This is a genomic window from Clostridium sediminicola, from assembly GCF_050402865.1.
GTDB lineage: Bacteria > Bacillota > Clostridia > Clostridiales > Clostridiaceae > Clostridium_AF > Clostridium_AF sediminicola.
Genome location: NZ_BAABMF010000040.1, coordinates 1 through 18,625 on the forward strand (window position 1 = coordinate 1; position 18,625 = coordinate 18,625).

Here is an 18,625-nt window from a genome sequence, read left to right on the forward strand (position 1 = left end):
TTAACGTACATTACCAAACTAATCTTTGTCCATTGTTTGTTTAAAAATGATGGTTTATTAAGTGTACCATTTTTTAAAATAAATTTTTCGAAAAAAATTATTGACTTTTTATAACTGGTCTATACAAAAATAAAGTCGTACTTGAAATAAAAGGCGAACTAAAACAGTGACAAGTTAAGGTTGATTTTCTTGCAGAAAATCTTTAATCAAGCCTTTGTTAGCTTCGCTAACTGAAAATCTGATCTTTTGCTATGCAAAAGGAATCTTTTTATCTTTTATTTAATTAAAAGCTTTTGTTTACGAAAGGTATCCATAACTTGTGACTTATCACTTGCAACTTGTCACTATAAATTGCAAAGCGTTTTTCTTCGCAATTTATAATTATTGCTCATAATGCTTATTTATTTTCACAATACTTAAAACAAAAATGTATTTCTTGCATATTATTTTATTATTTGATAAAATTAAGTTAGAAGCATAGAAAAGGTTTTCTATGTGTTTATACTAAACAATTTTCTTATTACACTAGGTTTATCTACCTAGCCCCCAAATATAGGAAAATAGAAAACCTTTTCTATGTCAAAAATAATAGCTACATTACAGGAGGCCACTTTAAATGGATTTTGATATTAACATTGAAATAAGCAAATTAGTTAATTATGCATTACAAAATAATTTAATTACTGAGAATGATATTATCTACTCTACTAATAGATTATTATCTGTTTTGAAATTGGATGAAGTAAAATATATAAAGGATGACTATAGTAACACGCTTAAATTATCTTCGATATTAGATAACATTTTAAATTGGGCTTATAATAACAATCTTATAGAAAACAATACCCCTGTTTTTAGAGATCTACTAGATACAGAAATTATGAATTGTTTTATGCCTCGACCATCAGAGGTTATAACTGAATTCAACCATAAGTATGCATCAAATCCAATCGATGCAACTGATTATTTTTACAATTTAAGCAAATCATCTAATTATATAAGAACTGATAGAATAGCAAAGAACCTAGTGTGGAAATCTGAAACTCAATATGGAGATTTAGACATAACTATAAATTTATCTAAGCCTGAGAAAGATCCTAAAGCAATCGCTGCTGCAAAAAATATGAAATCAACATCTTATCCAAAATGTTTACTATGTAAAGAAAACGAAGGATATAAAGGAAGAGTTAATCACCCTGCTAGAGGTAACCACAGAATCATTCCTATTGAGTTAACAGGTGATAAATGGTTTTTGCAATATTCTCCTTATGTATACTATAATGAGCATTCCATAATTTTCAAAGGTGAACATGCTCCAATGAAAATCACTAAATCATCTTTTGATAGATTACTTCAATTTACAGATATTTTTCCACATTACTTTATCGGTTCAAATGCTGATTTGCCAATAGTTGGTGGTTCAATACTTTCTCATGATCACTTCCAAGGTGGGCACTATGAATTTGCAATGGCTAAAGCTTCTATAGAAAAAGAAGTTAAACTTAAAAACTTCCCTAAAATAAAAGCTGGTATAGTTAAATGGCCTATGTCTGTACTTAGAATTCAGTCTAAAAATAAAGAAGAATTAGCAGAAGCAGCAGGAATTATCCTTAAAAATTGGAGAACATACAGTGATGTAACAGTAGAAATATATGCTGAAACTGATGCTACTCCTCATAATACAATTACTCCTATAGCTAGAAGAAGAAAGGAACTATTTGAATTAGATTTAGTTATGAGAAACAATAGAACAAGTGACGAGCATCCTTTAGGTATATTCCATCCTCATGCTGAAGTTCATCATATCAAAAAAGAAAACATAGGACTTATTGAAGTTATGGGACTAGCAGTATTACCCGCTAGATTAAAATCAGAGCTTAATAGATTAGGAAAGTATTTAGTTAGAAAAGACTTATTAATTGAAGAAGAAGATTTACTAAAACACTCTGAATGGGTAGAATCCCTTAGAATATCTTACAATCCCTTCACTGAAAAAGATGCTTTTAAAATATTACAAAAGGAAGTAGGTATAAAATTTATGACTGTCCTTGAACATGCTGGAGTATTCAAAAGAAATGATAAAGGTCAAAATGCTTTCCTTAAGTTTATTGAAACAATTAATTAGTTCCTTTATTAATTAAGAAAAGAGCCGATAAACTATCAGCTCTCTTCTTATGCGTTATTACTATTGATCTGCCCAGTTAGCTGGGTATACTACATACATGAATCTTGCAAACTCTGGTACAGAGAATTGTATTGTAGAGTTTTTAGGAATAAAAATTATATCCCCTTTATTCCCTACTACTTTTCTTCCATCAATAATAATTTCTAAAGTTCCATCAATAACATAATCAACTTCATCATATTTTAATGTCCAGTCAAAGGCCGATTCTTCCATTTCCATGATACCACAGCCAAGTCTCGGACTTTCTTCAACACTCATTACATCCTTTAGATAGACTTTATCTCCTTCTTTACCTGTATCAAATTTCTCAGGTTTAACTGTAGCAGTTTTAATAGACATAATACCACTTGGATCTATATGCCTCTCAAAGTCTTCATTATTATTGCTATTAGATAATTTTTCTTCAATTATTTTTCTAACTAATTCTTCTAATACTTTTGAATCTATATTTTCCATATTCTAAATACCTCCCGAATCACTTCAAAGTCTTTTCTATTTTTCTGCAGCAGTCTTTCTAGTAATTAACATTGCAACCATTACAGCTGTAATACCACCAATAAGTTTTCCTACTATCATAGCTGAAATCATTTCTTTATTAACACCAGCAGTAAATCCTAAGTGATCACCAAATACAAAGGCAGCACTTACTGCAAAAGCAACGTTTATAACTTTTCCTCTATCATCCATATCTTTCATCATACCAAACATTGGGATGTTATTAGCTAAAGTTGCTACCATACCAGCTGCAGCTTTATCATTCATACCTAATAATCCACCAAGCTTCATTAAAGGCTTTTTGAAAACTTTTGTTATAACAAATACCATTGGGAATGCTCCAGCAAGAACTATAGCTATTGCTCCTATGATTTCTATACCATCAGATATTGGTGCCATACCTGGTATTACAACAAATCCAGTTAAAGTTTCAATTATAATTGCAACAAGACCAATAGTGATTACTACTACAACACCTTTACCGAATATACTAAATCCATTTATCATCTTCTCAGGAATCAACCATAAACCAACTGCAATAAGAGCTGCAAAAATAACTATAGGTACAAGGTTGCTTAAAATCATTGAAACATCAAAGCCTGCAACTAATCCACCAAAGAAACTTCCTACTGGAATAGTAATCATACCTGCAAGTACACCTTTTGCTAAGAATTTATGATCTTCTTTTTTAATAATTCCAAGAGCAACTGGTATAGTGAAAACAATTGTTGGTCCCATCATTGCACCAAGAATCAATCCTGCAAAAACTCCCGCTTCTGGAGAAGATGCCATTTCCAATGCTAAAGGATATCCTCCCATATCATTTGCTAAAAGTGTAGTAGCAAACATTGCTGGATCTGCTCCAAGGGCTGTGTAAACAGGAACTACCACTGGCTTTAAGATTTTAGCTAAAACAGGTGCCAAAGATACAACCCCAACCATAGCTAATGCTAATGAACCCATTGCCATAAATCCTTCTTCGAACTGCTCACCTAAACCATATTTATTACCAATAATTTTATCAACTGCTCCTAAAATCATAAATACTACCATAATATATAAAATGATTTCATTAATACCCATGAGAAACCTCCTAAAATTTATTATTTTTATTCATATCTTAACTATTCCAATGAACTTTTATCAATATCTACTGTATCAATTATTGCAACTATTGTAGCATCAACTGGTGTTCCTCCGTTATCATTATAAAGGGATACCCTTGCAGCACTACCATTGGAAACAAGAACAGTGTCTCCAATTCCAGCTCCAACACTGTCTACAGCGACAAATACGTCAGAATCTTTATCTTCACTAAATTTCATTGGCTTCACAACAAGAAGCTTGAAACTTCTTAAATTTTCATCTTTCCTTGTAGCCCATACATTTCCAACAACATTTCCTATAATCACAATAATATCCTTCCTTTTATTTAATTTGGATAATTTTAATATTGTTCATTCTAATAAAATCTTTTACAAGAGGTGTTAATATTGTTTTAGAGGAAAGCTTTACTCCCTCCATACCTTTATTAAATGCTTTTCTTAATTCAGCTTCAGTAATCAATCTTTTTTTACTGAAATCAAAGATTTGCATCTCATCATTAATTACATTAGATTTGGTATTGTCCTCTTTATTTTCAATTGCAGTAAAACCAATAGATTCAATTCTTTCAATGTTGTTTATCTTTTTATCACTGCTTATTTTACTTATAATATCCTCTTTAACAAGTTTAATACCATAATTTATAAGTTTATTTTCATATTCTCTATACAAAGAATAGAATATTTTATTGGCCTTATCTTTGTATTTTCTGTATTCAATTCCTTCCTCTACTAAGAAAATATCCTTTCCTAGTAATATTGAGTCGATTATTATTTTTTCCTTTTCACCAAACTGTACTCCTAGTGCCAAGTTTGCAAGTTCTCTATTATTTATAGAACCTATAATAATATTATCATAAGAATCAAGATTACTATTCATATCCTCTTTCGAATGAATTAAATACTTATTAGAATCTATCTTGCTGACAAGATTACTATATATATCACTTTGAGATGATTCAACAATAAGAATGCTTGGACGATTAACAATACTATTTTCTGATTCCATAGATTCTTTTATTTTTCTCATAACTTCCTTTGTAATCATGTCAACTAACTTTTCCAAATCCATTTACATTACCTCCTTTCTATTTACTACAATTCATTGCAATCCCCAATGGAGTTACCAAAAATGGATTTTGTGGTTTTATTGTCTTTATGCCAGTTTCCTTTTCAATAACTTTTTCAAAGCCTTCCAAGCAACAAGTTCCTCCAACCAGATATATTTCGTTTACATTAAAATCATTAATGTGTCTTTTAACAATTGTTGCTATCTTTTGAATCACTGGAGTTACCATTGTTAGAATCTCATGCTTGTTTTCTTTTTTCTTTTTTCTCTCTTCAGCTTCTTCAAAGCTAATCTTGTATCCTCCTGCAACTACAAGTGAAAGCTGTGTTCCTCCAGTTGCTTCGTCAGCAGTATAAACCACTTCCCCATCTAAGAAAACAGAAAGGCCAGTTGTTCCTCCACCTACATCCACGACAACACCATTATTAACCTGTAAAACTTCATTTGCTGCAGTTGGTTCGTCTACTATTGAAACAACTTCCATGCCAGCTCCTTCAACTACATATACATGGGTTTGTGTATCTCTTTTACCAGTACCAGGTGGAACAGCTATTGCAGCCTTGGTAAGTTCAATGTTTAATTTGTCCTCAATTTTTTTCTTTAATCTTTTTACAATGTTTAAAGCTCCAATGTAATCTACAACAAGTCCATCTTTTATAACCTGAGCAAATTCCATTTCACAAGCAATAGGGGTCTTATCCTTATCAAGAACCACAATAACTGTATATGCAGTACCTAAATCCACACCAACATAGATATTCTCACCATTAAAATTTTTCTTAGGATTTTCTATAGTTTTTTCAACAGCGCTGATTAATTCATCAACTCTATTTAATGTACTCATTACTATATACCCCTTTGAAGTTTAATTATTTTAGCTTCCATTCCATTAGCAAAAGAACACGCATTAGCTTCATCATAATCAATATGAGCAGAAGTATTGAATTTAGGACTTACCCTAACTACCACATCTTTGAATATTACAGATCTATTACTTAATATTTCTAGTCCAACTATTTCTTTATCTCTTACATTAAATCTTTTAGCATCCTCAGGAGTTAAGTGTATATGCCTTTTTGCAATTATTAGACCTTCATCCAATTTCACTACAGCCTTAGATGTAGCTATCACTATTGGTGCACTTGCTGAAATATCCCCCGACTCTTTAACAGGTGCCTTCGCTCCTAAAATTCTAGCATCCGTTTGTGAAACCTCTATCTGAGTTTTATTTCTTGCAGGTCCTAGAACTGATACATTATGAATAGTTCCTTTAGGACCAATTAATGTTATTTTTTCATTAGTAAGATATTGTCCCGGTTGAGAAAGTTCTCTTTTTTGAGTAAGCTCATAATCTTTTCCAAAAAGCATTTCTACATGTTCTTGACTAAGATGTACATGTCGTCCTGAAGCTTCAACTGGTATAGTATCCTTTTTTTCAGCACATTTAATGTCTAAAAAACTTACAACTTTGTCAACGATTAAATCAATATTCGCATCATTTATGTGCATTTATTTTCAACTCCTTATTTGTAATGACCTGCTTTTAGCCTAAGCATCATAACATAAAAGCAACTACTTAATCTATTTAAAACCCTTAATATATCAATTCTTTCAACATTTCCATAATTGTCCTTAAAGGCTTTTATAGCTGAAATTTCTACCCCTCTAATTCTAGTTCTTAAAGAATTCAATGCTAGATAACATTCTCCTAAGTCGTATTTAGGATAAAAATCATGTTCTACTCCTAAATATTTTTTTGGATTATGAGAAGTAAATCTAATTTCATCTTCAGTCATTCCTAAGATTTTATCAATAACTAATTCTTCATTTAGAATTTCAGCCTTCATTATATTTCTTACAACAGAAAGTACCTCTTCTAAATCTTTAACAAGGTTAGCTTTCTTACCTTTATTAGCAAGGAACTGAGTTTGTAATATATCAGCTTGAACGCTGTCTAACTCTCCCCTTAATTCTATTCTAGGATGATCTTTATACACCAATTTATTTCCAAATAATGATGTCATAAATTCAGGTTTATTTTCAAAATACCCTCCATAGATGTTTTCAAATCTAGGCATCATACCTTTATTTTTTTGGGGATCATTAACTTTACTTATTTTTTCATCTTTTTTCTTTTCATCATCTTCAATTATTAACTTTATATTCTTTTGACTTAGAAAAGCCCTAGCAGATGGAGTTATAATATCTTTTTTGCTAACTCTATATTCTGTTATTTCATTATCTCTAAGTTCTTTTCTAATTTTAGATTCAGTCAATAAGCTCATTATTTCACATCCTTTATGAATGTCTCTTCCTTAAGTGGATATGGAACTTTAAAGCAGTATATAATTCTTTAAAGTTCCATTCCTTTTAAAGCTATAAATTATGCTTCACTCTTTGGAAGAATAGCTTCCATTTCATTGTGAGGTCTTGGAATTACGTGAACTGAAATTAATTCCCCTACTCTTTCTGCTGCAGCTGCGCCTGCATCAGTAGCTGCTTTAACTGCTCCAACATCTCCTCTTACCATTACAGTTACTAGTCCTGCACCGATTTGCTCTTTTCCAACTAAAGTTACATTTGCTGCTTTAACCATTGCGTCAGCTGCTTCAATTGCTCCTACTAATCCTTTTGTTTCAATCATTCCTAATGCATTTGTGTTTGCCATTTTTATTTCCTCCTAATTTTGGGTTAATTTTTTTATTTTAATAAGTTTAATGTAAAACATTTTTATTTTTGATTAGCTAATCTTTCTAATATCTTATTTACGATTAAATCAATGTATTTGTCAGGGATAGCACCATTAGTTTCCTCTATAGCACTGCCTCTCAACTCTTCTAATTCTCTTACTCCGTATGCTATTCGTCTTATATTAATAAGATTCATAGGTCCAACATTATCAGAAGTTGCACTTCCACCAATTGCTCCACATCCTAGTGTTAATGAAGGAACAAGATTTGTACTTCCACCAATTCCACCTAAAGCTCCTGGAGTATTTACAAGTAATCTTGAAACAGGTTTTTTAAGTGCAAATTCCTTTATTATCTCTTCATTATTTGAGTGTAATACTAGAGTATGTCCTTTTCCTTCATTCATAAGAAGCTCTATACATTTCTTACAAGCTTTTTCCCAATCTTCTTCAACATAGAAAGCAAGAATAGGTGCTAATTTTTCTCTTGAATATGGATTAAATTTTCCAACACTTGTTTGCTCAGAAATTAAAACTCTAGTGTTTTCTGGTACATTTAAATGAGCTAAATTTGCTATTACGTGAACACTTTTTCCTACAATAGCAGGATTCATAGTGCCATTAGCTCTTAAAATAAATTTACCCAATTTGTCTGAATCCTCTTCTGATAGGAAATAAGCACCTTGTTTTTGAAGTTCAGTCATAACTTTCGCTTTCATGCATTTTTCAACTACAATTGATTGTTCAGAAGCACAAATTGTACCATTATCAAAAGTTTTACTATCAAGTATTCTCTTTACAGCCAATTGTACATCTGCAGATTTCTCTATAAAAGCTGGTCCATTTCCTGGTCCTACTCCAATAGCTGGATTACCTGAACTGTACGCGGCATTTACCATAGCTTCTCCACCAGTTGCAAGAATCAATGCAATATCTTTATGTTTCATTAATTCACTAGTTCCTTGGATTGAAAGAACAGTCATGCATCCTATTAATCCTTCAGGTGCTCCCGCCTTAATCGCTGCATCATTCAATATCTTAGCTGTCTCTATAATGCATTTCTTTGCATTTGGATGTGGTGAAAAAATTACAGCATTACCAGCTTTTAAAGATACTAGTGCTTTAAACATTGTTGTAGATGTTGGATTTGTTGATGGAATCAGTGCAGCTATTATTCCTACAGGAACAGCAACTTCCATAATTCTTTTTTCTTTATCGTTTTTTAAGATTCCAACAGTTTTTAAATCTTTTATGTGCTCATAAACTGTTCTACTACCAAATTTATTTTTTATTACTTTATCTTGCCATATTCCAAAACCTGTCTCTTCATGAGCCATTTTCGCTAATCTTTCAGACTCAGCTTCTGCAGCTTCTGTTACAGCCTTTATAATGTCATTTACTTTTTCTTGACTAAAATCTGTAAATAGTTGTTGAGCTTTTTTAGCTTTCGCAATCAAAGTTCTCGCTTCATGAATTGACATTAAATCTTTATCTAAATTTTCCAAAGCCATTAGCTCCTTTCATAAAATTGAATTATAGCCTTAACAAGTTCATCTTTTTTTGCAAACTTAATTTGCTTTTTGGTTAAAGAAGTAAGTTTAATATTTCTAGCTAAAGTTCTCAGTTCAGAAACTTTCATATTCTCCAACTCATCTCTTCTATCTATAACAGATGTGCCTTCTTCTTCATTTACTTCATCATTTTTCACTACGATAGTATTTTCAGGTAATTTTTCAATATTTTCTGTTATTTCATAGCTATCATCTATTGAAGTTTCTTCTACTACCTCAACTACTCTATTATTTGTTTCTTGATTAGGCTCTTCATTTTCAATTTCTTTTTCTTTATTATCTTCTTTTTCTTTCTTTAGCATTTTCCAAACATCTTCTGAAGTTCTAGCTATTACATGTGTTGTCCTCAATGTTCCGACTTTTTTAACCGCAATTTCAGCAGCTTCTATTGCCGCTTTTACTGCTGCAACATCACCAGTAATTTGGATAGTTACAATTCCACCTGTTACAAATTCGCAGCCAACAAGTTCTACATTTGCAGATTTTAAGCATACATCTGAGGCTTCAATAGCACCAATGTACCCATAAGTTTCTACTAATCCTATAGCCGAATTATTCATTAACTATTCCTTTATTAATACTCAGTAGGATTATCAGCTATATATTTAACAGCTGCTGCAAATGCATCGCAAGCTGCTTTACATGCAGATTGGCTACCTGTTAGTAATCCCCCTCCAAAGTTTGTTTCAGATGGAGGGCCGAAGAATGTCTTCATTTCAACTGCTGCTGCTTTCATAGCTGCATCTAATGCGTAAACTGCCTCAAGTGGTGGTGCTATCAAATATGCTAAAGCTTCCCCTTCTTGTATTCCTGCAGATTCAGAAAGATAAGAACCTGTTCTTGAGACACACTGAGCGTAATAAGGAATACTGTCATCTTCATTTGCACTATAAAAAGCTGCTACACCGCTTTCTATAAAATCTACAGCTGCATTTAATCCGCTTCTAACTTCTGCTGGTGACGGTCCTGCTAAAATTCCAATAAATTCTCCAGCTAATTTTGTACTAGCATTTCCTGCTCCTGCATACATTGATTTTGCATAAACCACTTTAACATCAGCTTTTTTTGTTGCTTCGTCAATTGCAGTATACCCTACATCGTCACAATCAGTAGTTATAAGACCTATTGCTCTTAAATCACTATCAAGATTTAATTCTTTTGCCATATCAGCATTTACATTTGATATGATTTTTATACTTAGTATACTTGTTTTTAATGCATCACCTTTCATTTAACTTTCCTCCTTGGATAATAATTAAAATTATAATTTTAAATCTACGCCACTCTTCTTTTCTTCAAGCATTTTTTTAATGATATCAGCTAAATGAGCACCAGCTTCAACAGGTGGAGTCCCGCCTTTGTGAATATTCGAAAGAACAGTTCTTCTTGATTCTGCCATTCCAACAGTTGCTTTATATGCTATATAAGCACTCATACTTTCTGCTGTTACAAGACCAGGTCTTTCTCCTATGAGTACACAAGTTATATCTGCATCAAGTTCTTGTGATATAACATCCATAGCCCCAACTCTACCATACTTAACAAAGAATGGAGTTCCAACATTTATTCCATAACCTTCTAAACCTTGTACCAATGCAGGAAGTACATTCTTTATGTTAGCTTCTATAGCAGTTGAACTTAGTCCATCAGAAACATATATTTGAACAGTTGGTCTTTTGTCACATTTTTCTTTTATTATTGAAATCTCTTCTTCGTCAAAAACTTTTCCTAAATCTGGTCTAGTTAAATATTCATCTTTGTCTGCACATTTAGTTTTTACAGAGAATAAATTCATCTCTTTTATAAACTCTTCAGATACATCTGTAAAAACAGCATCTTGAGCTGAAGCATGGTCTGCTCTAAATCTAAGCATAGTTTCTGTCTTGTATCTTGTTCCTGCTCTTCCAATACCTACTCTTGCAGGAGTGTGTTTTTTCATTTTTAAATATCCTTCTTTATCTTCAGCACTTTCTACTAATAATTGACTTTTAATATCAACTTCTGTTAAATCTTCTAACATTCCTTCTTCAACTTGACAACATTTATCAGTTTTACTTATTTCAGTTTTTATATCTTCCTTTGTAGTCATCTCAACTAACACTTGTTCTACTAATTGTTTTAAATCCTTTTCTGAAAACATAGATTTCCCTCCTTACTATTTTTTAAGAAATATAGATGCATCTCCAGCTCTTGAAGTTAACTTTCCATCTTTTGAAATTCCCATTTTCTCTAACCATTGATCAAATTCTTTTATTGGTCTTAATCCAAGTAGACTTCTTATAGCTGCAGAGTCATGGTATCCTGTACATTGATAGTTAAGCATTACATCATCTCCGTGAGGAATACCCATAACATAGTTACAACCTGCAGTTGCTAGTAAAACTGCTAAGTTTTCTATATCATTTTGATCAGCTTTCATATGGTTTGTATAGCAAGCATCTACTCCCATTGGAAGACCTGATAATTTACCCATAAAGTGATCTTCAAGACCAGCTCTTATAACTTGTTTGCTGTCATATAAATACTCTGGACCGATAAATCCTACAACTGTGTTTACCAAGAATGGTTGAAATCTCTTTGCAAATCCATAACATCTAGCTTCCATCGTCACTTGGTCTGCACCAAAATGAGCATCTGAAGACAATTCAGAACCTTGTCCTGTTTCAAAGTACATAACATTTGGTCCAGTCGCTGTACCCTCCTTAAGAACTAATTGCCTTGCTTCTTCTATGATTTGAGAAGTAAAACCAAATGCCTCATTACCTTTTTCAGAACCAGCTATACTTTGGAAAATCAAATCTGTTGGCGCACCTTGCTTAACAGCTTCCATCTGCGTTGTTACATGGGCAAGTACACAGTTTTGAGTTGGAATCTGCCATTTCTGTTTTATCTCTTCAAATTTTTCTAATACTCTCTTAACACTTCCTACAGTATCATCAACTGGATTTAATCCTATAACTGCATCCCCAATTCCGTAAGATAATCCTTCAAATAAAGAAACAATAATTCCATCTGGGTCATCTGTTGGATGATTTGGTTGTAGTCTTACTGAAAAAGTTCCGTCTAAACCAATAGTTGTATTACAATGAGCAGTAACTCTTATCTTTTTAGCTCCTAAAATAAGATCCATATTTGACATAAGTTTTGCAACAGCTGCAACTATCTCACTTGTTAAACCTCTACTGATTCTTCTAATATCTGCACCAGTAGTAGTCTCTTTTAATATCCATTCTCTTAACTCAGCTACACTCCAATTTTTTATCTCATTATAAATTTTTTCATTTACATCATCTTGAATAATTCTAGTTACATCATCCTCCTCATAAGGGATAACTGGATTATTTCTTAAATCTCCTAAAGTAAGATTACCTAAAACTTGTTTCGCAGCAATTCTTTCTGCAGCACTCTCAGCTGCAACTCCAGCAAGTTTATCACCGGATTTTTCTTCATTTGCTTTTGCTAAAACATCTTTAACTGAGGTAAAGCTGTACACTTTACCAAACACTTTTGTTTTTAAAATCACTTTGTTTCCTCCTTTAACTTTTATTAGACAAATTTATGAATTAAATACTAAAGTTTTAATGACTACAGGGACAACCTTTCCATTAGCTAACGGCTTTCCTATATCAATATAGTCACCATTTTCAACCTTAATACTGTCTATGCAAATAATTCCTTTTTCTTTATTTAATTGTTTATATAATGTTTGTCCAAGAACTTTAGCGATGTCACTCTCAACAATTAAAATGATAGGACATTCTTTTTTCATATGCTTTTTTAGCCCATTAATAATTGCTTCTGCCAACTGTTGAACTTCTATAAAACTAGGATTTTCCATTCCCTTAATAGCTACGGCAACCTGCTGAGTTTCATTTTCTAAATTAAACCACTCAAGCTTTTTATCAATAGCCTTACTAATACTAGCAAATCCATTTACTTCATCTTCATTTGACAATTTTAAGATAGGCAGATTTTTAATTGGAAAAGCATCTTCTGTATATGTTATAGTACTTCCGCTAATATCTGTTGTATGTGATCCAGCTCCTACAACAGTAGCTCTTATAGTTTCTGAAGATCTTTTTAGCTTTGATTTATCTGACATTTTAGAATTCTTGATACATTGTCCTAAAAGAACTCCAATATCTCCATATTCATTCCATAATTCACCATCTGAGCCATATACATAGTCAGCAACTCCTCCTGAAAATGTAATATAATCAATGTTATAATCTGCTTTTATCCCTTTATTTGTAATAATCATTTCATACTCTTCTGTTCTATCTTTCATTCCAATAGATTCTTTAAGTAATTTCACCATTTCTAAAACTATTTTTTCAATTTTATCTTTATCAGCTATCTGACCTACTTCAATATTAATTCCTTTACTTTTAGATAATTTCTTTACCTTTTGAGCAATATAAATTATTTTTCCTGTTATTTTATCTATTTTTATTAGCCTTCCACCAATATCTAAACATCCAGTATCAACGATTTCTCCATCTTTAAAAACAGAAATATTAGTTGTACCTCCACCAATGTCTAAATTTACAACAGTACAGTCTTCAGCCTTTGAAATTTTATCTGCCCCAGCTCCTTTTCCTGCTATAATCGATTCTAAATCTGGCCCTGCTGTAGCAACAACAAAGTCTCCAGCAAGTCCACTCAATGTTTGTAGAACTTCCTTTGCATTTTCTTTTCTGGCTGTCTCCCCTGTAATTATTACCGCCCCAGTCTTTACCTCAGAAGGTTTTATATTTGCGGTTTTATATTCATTCTCAATTAATACTCTTATTTTTTCTCCATCTATTTTTTCATGGGTGATAAGAGGTGTAAAATAAATATTACTTCTATAAATTATTTGTTTATCCACTATAGTTATTTTGGGTATTGAAAAACTTGATGCTAAATTTTCGATTGTGAGTTTACTAAATACAAGCTGAGTTGTTGAAGTTCCTAAATCAATGCCAACACTTAAAATTTCCTCCTTCATTTTATTACTTCCTCTCATTCTCAGTAAATTTTAAATATAAAAAGCCCAGAGCTATAAATAATAACTCTGGGCTTCATTGCCTTTTCTTAATTAATAAACACCTCATTGTGCTTATACTAAATATTCTAATCTTTCAAACTCAAATAATACTTTTGTACCATTGCAATCTGAATGAATACTTAAATTTCCATTAAGTTTATCCTTAACCAATCCTTTTACAATGCTTAATCCTAAACTTTTTGATTCAACGGAATTTATATCAAATCCAATACCATTATCAATTATTGAAACAGTAGAATATAAATTCCCTTTATCAATTTGAATCTCGATGCTTCCATTTTCTTTTCCTTGAAATGCATGTTTTAAGCAATTTTGCAATAGCTCGTTTACTATTAGACCAATTGATGTTGATTTATCAGAATTAATTGGAAATCCATTGCCTTTAACATTTATATCAATATAAGTGTTTTCAAAGGAATTATTTTTTACTAAGCCATCTTTTATCTTGAGAATAACATCTTTTATATCTACTTCATCAATACCTTCTTGTGCAAGTATTTCATGAGTTGCAGCGATACTTAGTATTCTATTCATACTTTCACTAAGTACATTTTTGAACTCATCACTTTCAGTTCTTCTCGATTGAAGTCTTAATAAACTAGCAATAGTTTGCAAATTATTTTTTACTCTGTGATGTATTTCTTTGATGGCAACAGATTTTAATATTAATTCCTTTTCCTTTTGTTTTACATCGGTAATATCTTTTATTAGCATAATCAAATTTAAATTTTCACCATGTTGGACAATATACTTAATTTGAAGAACAAAATTCCCTATATTTACTTCAAAAACTTCACAATCTTTATTCATTATTATATCTTTGAATTTATTTCCATCAAGAGAAAGATTATTAAAATTCATACCAAATAATGGATCTTTATATCCTAACTTTTTATATAACTCGTAGGCAACTGGATTTCTAAAAATTACAGCTCCAATGCTATTGAATATTAGAAATGCATCGTCAATATGATAAGTTATATTATTTTCATCATTACTCTTCTCTCTAAGCTCATTAGTTAGTTGCTCATTAGTTTCTGCTAAAATTTCCAGCTTTCTGTTTTTTATAATCTTTTCAGTAATATCTTTCTCTATTATTAATACTCCAATAGTTTTCCCATCTTTATTTTTAATAGGCTCTACTGTTTGTTTTACTGATTTTTGTTCCTGAGTTACTGCTTTTAAATCTCTGGTAGCTATCCCTACCTCTAAAGTCCTTATGACAGCAGGTTCATTACCTCTTAAAGCAAATTCACCTACTACTGAATTATCATACATTGAATAATGATTTACAGGTTTTGCTTCAGCCACTACAATTGCTTTACCGCTATTTTTAACTAGACAATTAATAAATACATCTGCCTTAACAATATTAGCTATCAATGGAAGTATATTTGCAATTTGTATAAGTTTTTCTATATCTTCTTCACTCAAATTAGTAAACTTATAACATAATTCTTTAGTCTTTTTCATCTTAATCACCTTAGATTACATTCATAATTCAATATTATTACTTTAGAAATTTCCTGCATTGAACATCTTTTATTCATACTAAGTGTCCTAATCTTAGAAAAAGCCTTTTCTTCATCAATATTATATTGCTTCATAATAATTCCTTTAGCTTTCTCTATTAACTTTCTTGCTTCTAACTTTTCATTAACCTTTTTAAAGTCTTTTTTCATTTTTTTCATCTCGCTACTGTTTGATAATGCTATTTCTACTGCTGGAAGTAAAGATTTATCATCTACTGGTTTAACTAAATATCCTAAGACTCCTACTTCTTTTGCTTTACTAATAAATTCTTTTCCGCTGTACGCAGTTAATAGCACTACAGAATCCGCAAGTTCTTCATTCAATATAATTTTTGTAGCATTTATTCCATCTAACAATGGCATTTTAATATCCATCAAAACCAAATTAGGTTTATGAACTTTACATAATTCAATTGCATCAAACCCATCTGAGGCCTCACCTACAACATTGTAGCCAGCTTCGTCTAAAATTTCCTTTAAATCCATTCTTGTAATAGGTTCATCATCGGCTATTACAATTTTTTTACTCATTTTTTCACCTCTTTTGAATAAATGATATTTTTGTGCCATCTAAACTTAAAGATTATTTTCTATCCAAAAATCCTCTTACTTCATCAATCCCATTTTTATCAAAAGAGCTTATCCTAAATATCTCTTGTACCCCAGCGTCTATTAATAACTTTTCAGCTCTTTCAATATTTTTTTCTTCCTTGCATAAATCAATTTTTGTAATAATCCCTATTACCGGCTTAACAAATACTGATGAAAAATTTGGTGGGAAAATACTATCCTTTTCTGCACAATCTTGAACTAAAGCTATCACATCACAATCAGCGGAAGAAACTATTAATGCTCTATACAATGACCTATTCTCAATGTATTCTCCAGGAGTATCAATTATATTCTTATTATATATCATAGATTGGGTTTTTTTATAACTAATATTCTCATCATGTAGAACCTGAGTTAAGGTCGTCTTTCCACAGCCAGTCTTCCCAATGAGCATCATTTTATCCAAGTATATACCTCCTAAGATCTAGTGATTACTGAAGTAGTAAAGGAAAGTATGTTAGAAAGCATATTTAATACTTCTTTCAAAGCTGACTCTACACTTGACACATCTCCGGTTATTACTAACGAACCACTAAACCTGTCTACAAATCCAATATCCACACCTGCAGCTTTGGTAGCTACATCTGCAGCAATTATTGCTGCTTCACTAGGCGTAATGGTCAAAATCCCAATTGCTTCGTTATACTCATCTGTAAGACCTAGCTTTTTATATACACTCTCATTTGGATTTGCTATTAAATGAGCTAAAGTAATTTGTTTACCAGGGACGTATTCTTGAATTATCCTTTGTTTTTCTTCCAATATCATCACCTTCTTGTCTTTTCAATTCTAGGTAAATAATTATAAAAAGGCTTTTCAAAAATATTATGGTTTAATATTTTCAAAAAGCCCCATTGCTTACTATTATGATGCACCTCGTTGTGCAAAGCATTTCAAATTCGATTTTATTTGACTTAATTATATCTGAATCTAAGAATTTTGTCAAATAATATCTGAATTTTTTTAAAATTATGATTTTTTCAATAGATTTTTCTAAATAGTTCTTTCAAATTATCTACAGTTGGCTTTCTTGGGTTTGTAGCTGTACATCCATCTTCATATGCGGCTAAAGACAAGTTATTAATCTCTGCCTCATATTCCTTTTGTGAAATTCCCATCTCTCTAATTCTGCTAGGAATTCCAAGGTTTTTATTTAACATTTTAATTGTGTTTATTAAATTCCTTACTGCAACTCTTACGTTAGTAGAAGATAAACCTAATAATTTTGCAACTTTAGCATATCTATGAGCAGCATATGTATAATTTCTACTAAAATCATTCTGGATATTCGCATTAAATTCTATTATATAAGGTAGTAATAATGCATTAGCTTTACCATGTGGAATATGAAATTTAGCTCCTAATATGTGTGCCATACTATGATTTATTCCTAGTGAAGCATTTGTAAATGCCATACCAGCTATACATGATGCATTATGCATTCTTTCTCTCGCTTCCTCATCATTACCATCTTTATATGCTTTTGGTAAATATTCAAAAACTAGCTTTATAGCTTTTTCTGATAAAGCATCTGAACAATCTGATGCATTAATGGATAGAAAAGCTTCCATTGCATGAGTTAACACATCCATACCTGTATCAACAGTAATTGAGCTAGGTACTGATTTTACTAAACTTGCATCCAGTATTGCTTCATCTGGAATTAAAGCTTCATCTACTAAAGGGTATTTTACGTTTTTCTCTCGATCAGTTACTACAGAAAAAGCAGTGACTTCTGAACCAGTACCACTAGTAGTTGGTATAGCAATAAATTTAAGTTTTTTATCACGTACCTTTAAATTCAACTTCTTCTTTACCATATCCTCAAAATAAAAAATTGCTTTACATGCATCAATTGCAGAACCTCCACCTAATGCAATAATAATATCAGGATTAGCTTTTTCTAACGCTTTGATCCCCTCAACAATAACTTCAAGAGGTGGGTCTGGAACAATATCAGAAAAAACTTCAAAGTTAATATCTGCCTTTTTAAGTTGTTCCGTTACTTTTTCAATGAAACCTGCTTTCATCATAAACGGATCTGTAACAATTAAAACTTTATCGCATTTTAATCCACTTAAATATTGTAATGCACCCGAACCAAAATGAATTTTAGTTTTTACGCTAAATGTTTTCAAATTATCCCTCCTTCAATATACTTTAAAACAGTTTTTAAAACTTTATATTTTGAGAAAAATTTATAAATTCCTCGTATTATAAAAGTATAAAAACATATACGAATATTCATATTTTTTAGTGTAAACCCTAACTAGTGAAACTAAATTATTTTGAATAGAGTTATTGACGTTAAATTCCTGG

General features: G+C 31.4%; 20 protein-coding genes. 1 reads left to right on the forward strand and 19 read right to left on the reverse strand.

The window, feature by feature from the left end; genetic code table 11:
• The first annotated feature begins 616 nt into the window (after nucleotides 1–616).
• Entirely contained in the window at nucleotides 617–2,125 is a 1,509-nt protein-coding gene (gene galT / locus ACQ3F0_RS26035) for a UDP-glucose--hexose-1-phosphate uridylyltransferase (protein WP_428868743.1), read from the forward strand.
• Nucleotides 2,126–2,185: 60 nt separating this feature from the next.
• Here the strand turns inward: galT and ACQ3F0_RS26040 are convergent, their stop codons facing one another.
• From ACQ3F0_RS26040 to ACQ3F0_RS26130, 19 genes are all read right to left on the reverse strand, one after another.
• Nucleotides 2,186–2,641, reverse strand: coding sequence for a cupin domain-containing protein (locus ACQ3F0_RS26040; protein ID WP_428868744.1), 456 nt, complete (start codon nucleotides 2,639–2,641; stop codon nucleotides 2,186–2,188).
• A 36-nt stretch (nucleotides 2,642–2,677) separates the two neighbouring features.
• A complete protein-coding gene (gene eutH / locus ACQ3F0_RS26045; protein WP_428868745.1) occupies nucleotides 2,678–3,763 on the reverse strand; it encodes an ethanolamine utilization protein EutH in 1,086 nt (361 codons plus the stop codon).
• A gap of 41 nt (nucleotides 3,764–3,804) precedes the next feature.
• Entirely contained in the window at nucleotides 3,805–4,092 is a 288-nt protein-coding gene (locus tag ACQ3F0_RS26050; protein ID WP_428868746.1) for a EutN/CcmL family microcompartment protein, read from the reverse strand.
• A gap of 16 nt (nucleotides 4,093–4,108) precedes the next feature.
• Entirely contained in the window at nucleotides 4,109–4,855 is a 747-nt protein-coding gene (locus ACQ3F0_RS26055; RefSeq protein WP_428868747.1) for a hypothetical protein, read from the reverse strand.
• 16 nt (nucleotides 4,856–4,871) lie between these two features.
• A complete protein-coding gene (eutJ, locus tag ACQ3F0_RS26060; RefSeq protein ID WP_428868748.1) occupies nucleotides 4,872–5,696 on the reverse strand; it encodes an ethanolamine utilization protein EutJ in 825 nt (274 codons plus the stop codon).
• 2 nt (nucleotides 5,697–5,698) lie between these two features.
• Nucleotides 5,699–6,361: a phosphate propanoyltransferase gene (gene pduL, locus ACQ3F0_RS26065; RefSeq protein ID WP_428868749.1), complete on the reverse strand. Its 663-nt coding sequence runs from the start codon at nucleotides 6,359–6,361 to the stop codon at nucleotides 5,699–5,701.
• A gap of 14 nt (nucleotides 6,362–6,375) precedes the next feature.
• A complete protein-coding gene (locus ACQ3F0_RS26070; protein ID WP_428868750.1) occupies nucleotides 6,376–7,137 on the reverse strand; it encodes a cobalamin adenosyltransferase in 762 nt (253 codons plus the stop codon).
• Nucleotides 7,138–7,235: 98 nt separating this feature from the next.
• On the reverse strand, nucleotides 7,236–7,520 hold the full coding sequence (gene eutM, locus ACQ3F0_RS26075; protein WP_428868751.1) for an ethanolamine utilization microcompartment protein EutM: 285 nt from the start codon (nucleotides 7,518–7,520) through the stop codon (nucleotides 7,236–7,238).
• 62 nt (nucleotides 7,521–7,582) lie between these two features.
• Complete coding sequence (locus ACQ3F0_RS26080) at nucleotides 7,583–9,046, reverse strand: acetaldehyde dehydrogenase (acetylating) (protein ID WP_428868752.1); 1,464 nt, start codon at nucleotides 9,044–9,046, stop codon at nucleotides 7,583–7,585.
• Nucleotides 9,047–9,051: 5 nt separating this feature from the next.
• The gene (locus ACQ3F0_RS26085) at nucleotides 9,052–9,672 is read right to left on the reverse strand and encodes a BMC domain-containing protein (RefSeq protein ID WP_428868753.1); all 621 of its coding nucleotides are present in this window, start codon (nucleotides 9,670–9,672) and stop codon (nucleotides 9,052–9,054) included.
• 14 nt (nucleotides 9,673–9,686) lie between these two features.
• Entirely contained in the window at nucleotides 9,687–10,343 is a 657-nt protein-coding gene (gene eutL / locus ACQ3F0_RS26090; RefSeq protein WP_428868754.1) for an ethanolamine utilization microcompartment protein EutL, read from the reverse strand.
• Nucleotides 10,344–10,373: 30 nt separating this feature from the next.
• Nucleotides 10,374–11,252, reverse strand: coding sequence for an ethanolamine ammonia-lyase subunit EutC (gene eutC / locus ACQ3F0_RS26095; RefSeq protein ID WP_428868755.1), 879 nt, complete (start codon nucleotides 11,250–11,252; stop codon nucleotides 10,374–10,376).
• Between the two features lie 15 nt (nucleotides 11,253–11,267).
• Complete coding sequence (locus ACQ3F0_RS26100) at nucleotides 11,268–12,635, reverse strand: ethanolamine ammonia-lyase subunit EutB (protein WP_428868756.1); 1,368 nt, start codon at nucleotides 12,633–12,635, stop codon at nucleotides 11,268–11,270.
• Nucleotides 12,636–12,668: 33 nt separating this feature from the next.
• Nucleotides 12,669–14,102 carry an ethanolamine ammonia-lyase reactivating factor EutA gene (eutA, locus tag ACQ3F0_RS26105; RefSeq protein WP_428868757.1) on the reverse strand — a complete coding sequence of 478 codons (1,434 nt, stop codon included), beginning with the start codon at nucleotides 14,100–14,102 and terminating at the stop codon, nucleotides 12,669–12,671.
• Nucleotides 14,103–14,213: 111 nt separating this feature from the next.
• Nucleotides 14,214–15,635, reverse strand: a complete 1,422-nt coding sequence (locus tag ACQ3F0_RS26110; protein ID WP_428868758.1) for a sensor histidine kinase — start codon at nucleotides 15,633–15,635, stop codon at nucleotides 14,214–14,216.
• A 5-nt stretch (nucleotides 15,636–15,640) separates the two neighbouring features.
• Nucleotides 15,641–16,225 carry an ANTAR domain-containing response regulator gene (locus ACQ3F0_RS26115; protein WP_428868759.1) on the reverse strand — a complete coding sequence of 195 codons (585 nt, stop codon included), beginning with the start codon at nucleotides 16,223–16,225 and terminating at the stop codon, nucleotides 15,641–15,643.
• A gap of 52 nt (nucleotides 16,226–16,277) precedes the next feature.
• Complete coding sequence (locus ACQ3F0_RS26120; RefSeq protein WP_428868762.1) at nucleotides 16,278–16,703, reverse strand: EutP/PduV family microcompartment system protein; 426 nt, start codon at nucleotides 16,701–16,703, stop codon at nucleotides 16,278–16,280.
• Between the two features lie 20 nt (nucleotides 16,704–16,723).
• Nucleotides 16,724–17,074, reverse strand: coding sequence for an ethanolamine utilization microcompartment protein EutS (gene eutS / locus ACQ3F0_RS26125; protein ID WP_428868760.1), 351 nt, complete (start codon nucleotides 17,072–17,074; stop codon nucleotides 16,724–16,726).
• Between the two features lie 212 nt (nucleotides 17,075–17,286).
• The gene (locus ACQ3F0_RS26130) at nucleotides 17,287–18,444 is read right to left on the reverse strand and encodes a 1-propanol dehydrogenase PduQ (RefSeq protein WP_428868761.1); all 1,158 of its coding nucleotides are present in this window, start codon (nucleotides 18,442–18,444) and stop codon (nucleotides 17,287–17,289) included.
• Between the last annotated feature and the right edge of the window lie 181 nt (nucleotides 18,445–18,625).

Excerpts from the sequence above, each read along its gene's own strand:
- galT (WP_428868743.1), top strand. The coding sequence starts at position 617 with ATGGATTTTGATATTAACATTGAAATAAGCAAATTAGTTAATTATGCA.
- ACQ3F0_RS26040 (WP_428868744.1), bottom strand. The coding sequence starts at position 2,641 with ATGGAAAATATAGATTCAAAAGTATTAGAAGAATTAGTTAGAAAAATA.
- eutH (WP_428868745.1), bottom strand. The coding sequence starts at position 3,763 with ATGGGTATTAATGAAATCATTTTATATATTATGGTAGTATTTATGATT.
- ACQ3F0_RS26055 (WP_428868747.1), bottom strand. The coding sequence starts at position 4,855 with ATGGATTTGGAAAAGTTAGTTGACATGATTACAAAGGAAGTTATGAGA.
- eutJ (WP_428868748.1), bottom strand. The coding sequence starts at position 5,696 with ATGAGTACATTAAATAGAGTTGATGAATTAATCAGCGCTGTTGAAAAA.
- pduL (WP_428868749.1), bottom strand. The coding sequence starts at position 6,361 with ATGCACATAAATGATGCGAATATTGATTTAATCGTTGACAAAGTTGTA.
- ACQ3F0_RS26070 (WP_428868750.1), bottom strand. The coding sequence starts at position 7,137 with ATGAGCTTATTGACTGAATCTAAAATTAGAAAAGAACTTAGAGATAAT.
- eutM (WP_428868751.1), bottom strand. The coding sequence starts at position 7,520 with ATGGCAAACACAAATGCATTAGGAATGATTGAAACAAAAGGATTAGTA.
- ACQ3F0_RS26085 (WP_428868753.1), bottom strand. The coding sequence starts at position 9,672 with ATGAATAATTCGGCTATAGGATTAGTAGAAACTTATGGGTACATTGGT.
- eutL (WP_428868754.1), bottom strand. The coding sequence starts at position 10,343 with ATGAAAGGTGATGCATTAAAAACAAGTATACTAAGTATAAAAATCATA.
- eutC (WP_428868755.1), bottom strand. The coding sequence starts at position 11,252 with ATGTTTTCAGAAAAGGATTTAAAACAATTAGTAGAACAAGTGTTAGTT.
- eutA (WP_428868757.1), bottom strand. The coding sequence starts at position 14,102 with ATGAAGGAGGAAATTTTAAGTGTTGGCATTGATTTAGGAACTTCAACA.
- ACQ3F0_RS26110 (WP_428868758.1), bottom strand. The coding sequence starts at position 15,635 with ATGAAAAAGACTAAAGAATTATGTTATAAGTTTACTAATTTGAGTGAA.
- ACQ3F0_RS26115 (WP_428868759.1), bottom strand. The coding sequence starts at position 16,225 with ATGAGTAAAAAAATTGTAATAGCCGATGATGAACCTATTACAAGAATG.
- ACQ3F0_RS26120 (WP_428868762.1), bottom strand. The coding sequence starts at position 16,703 with ATGATGCTCATTGGGAAGACTGGCTGTGGAAAGACGACCTTAACTCAG.
- eutS (WP_428868760.1), bottom strand. The coding sequence starts at position 17,074 with ATGATATTGGAAGAAAAACAAAGGATAATTCAAGAATACGTCCCTGGT.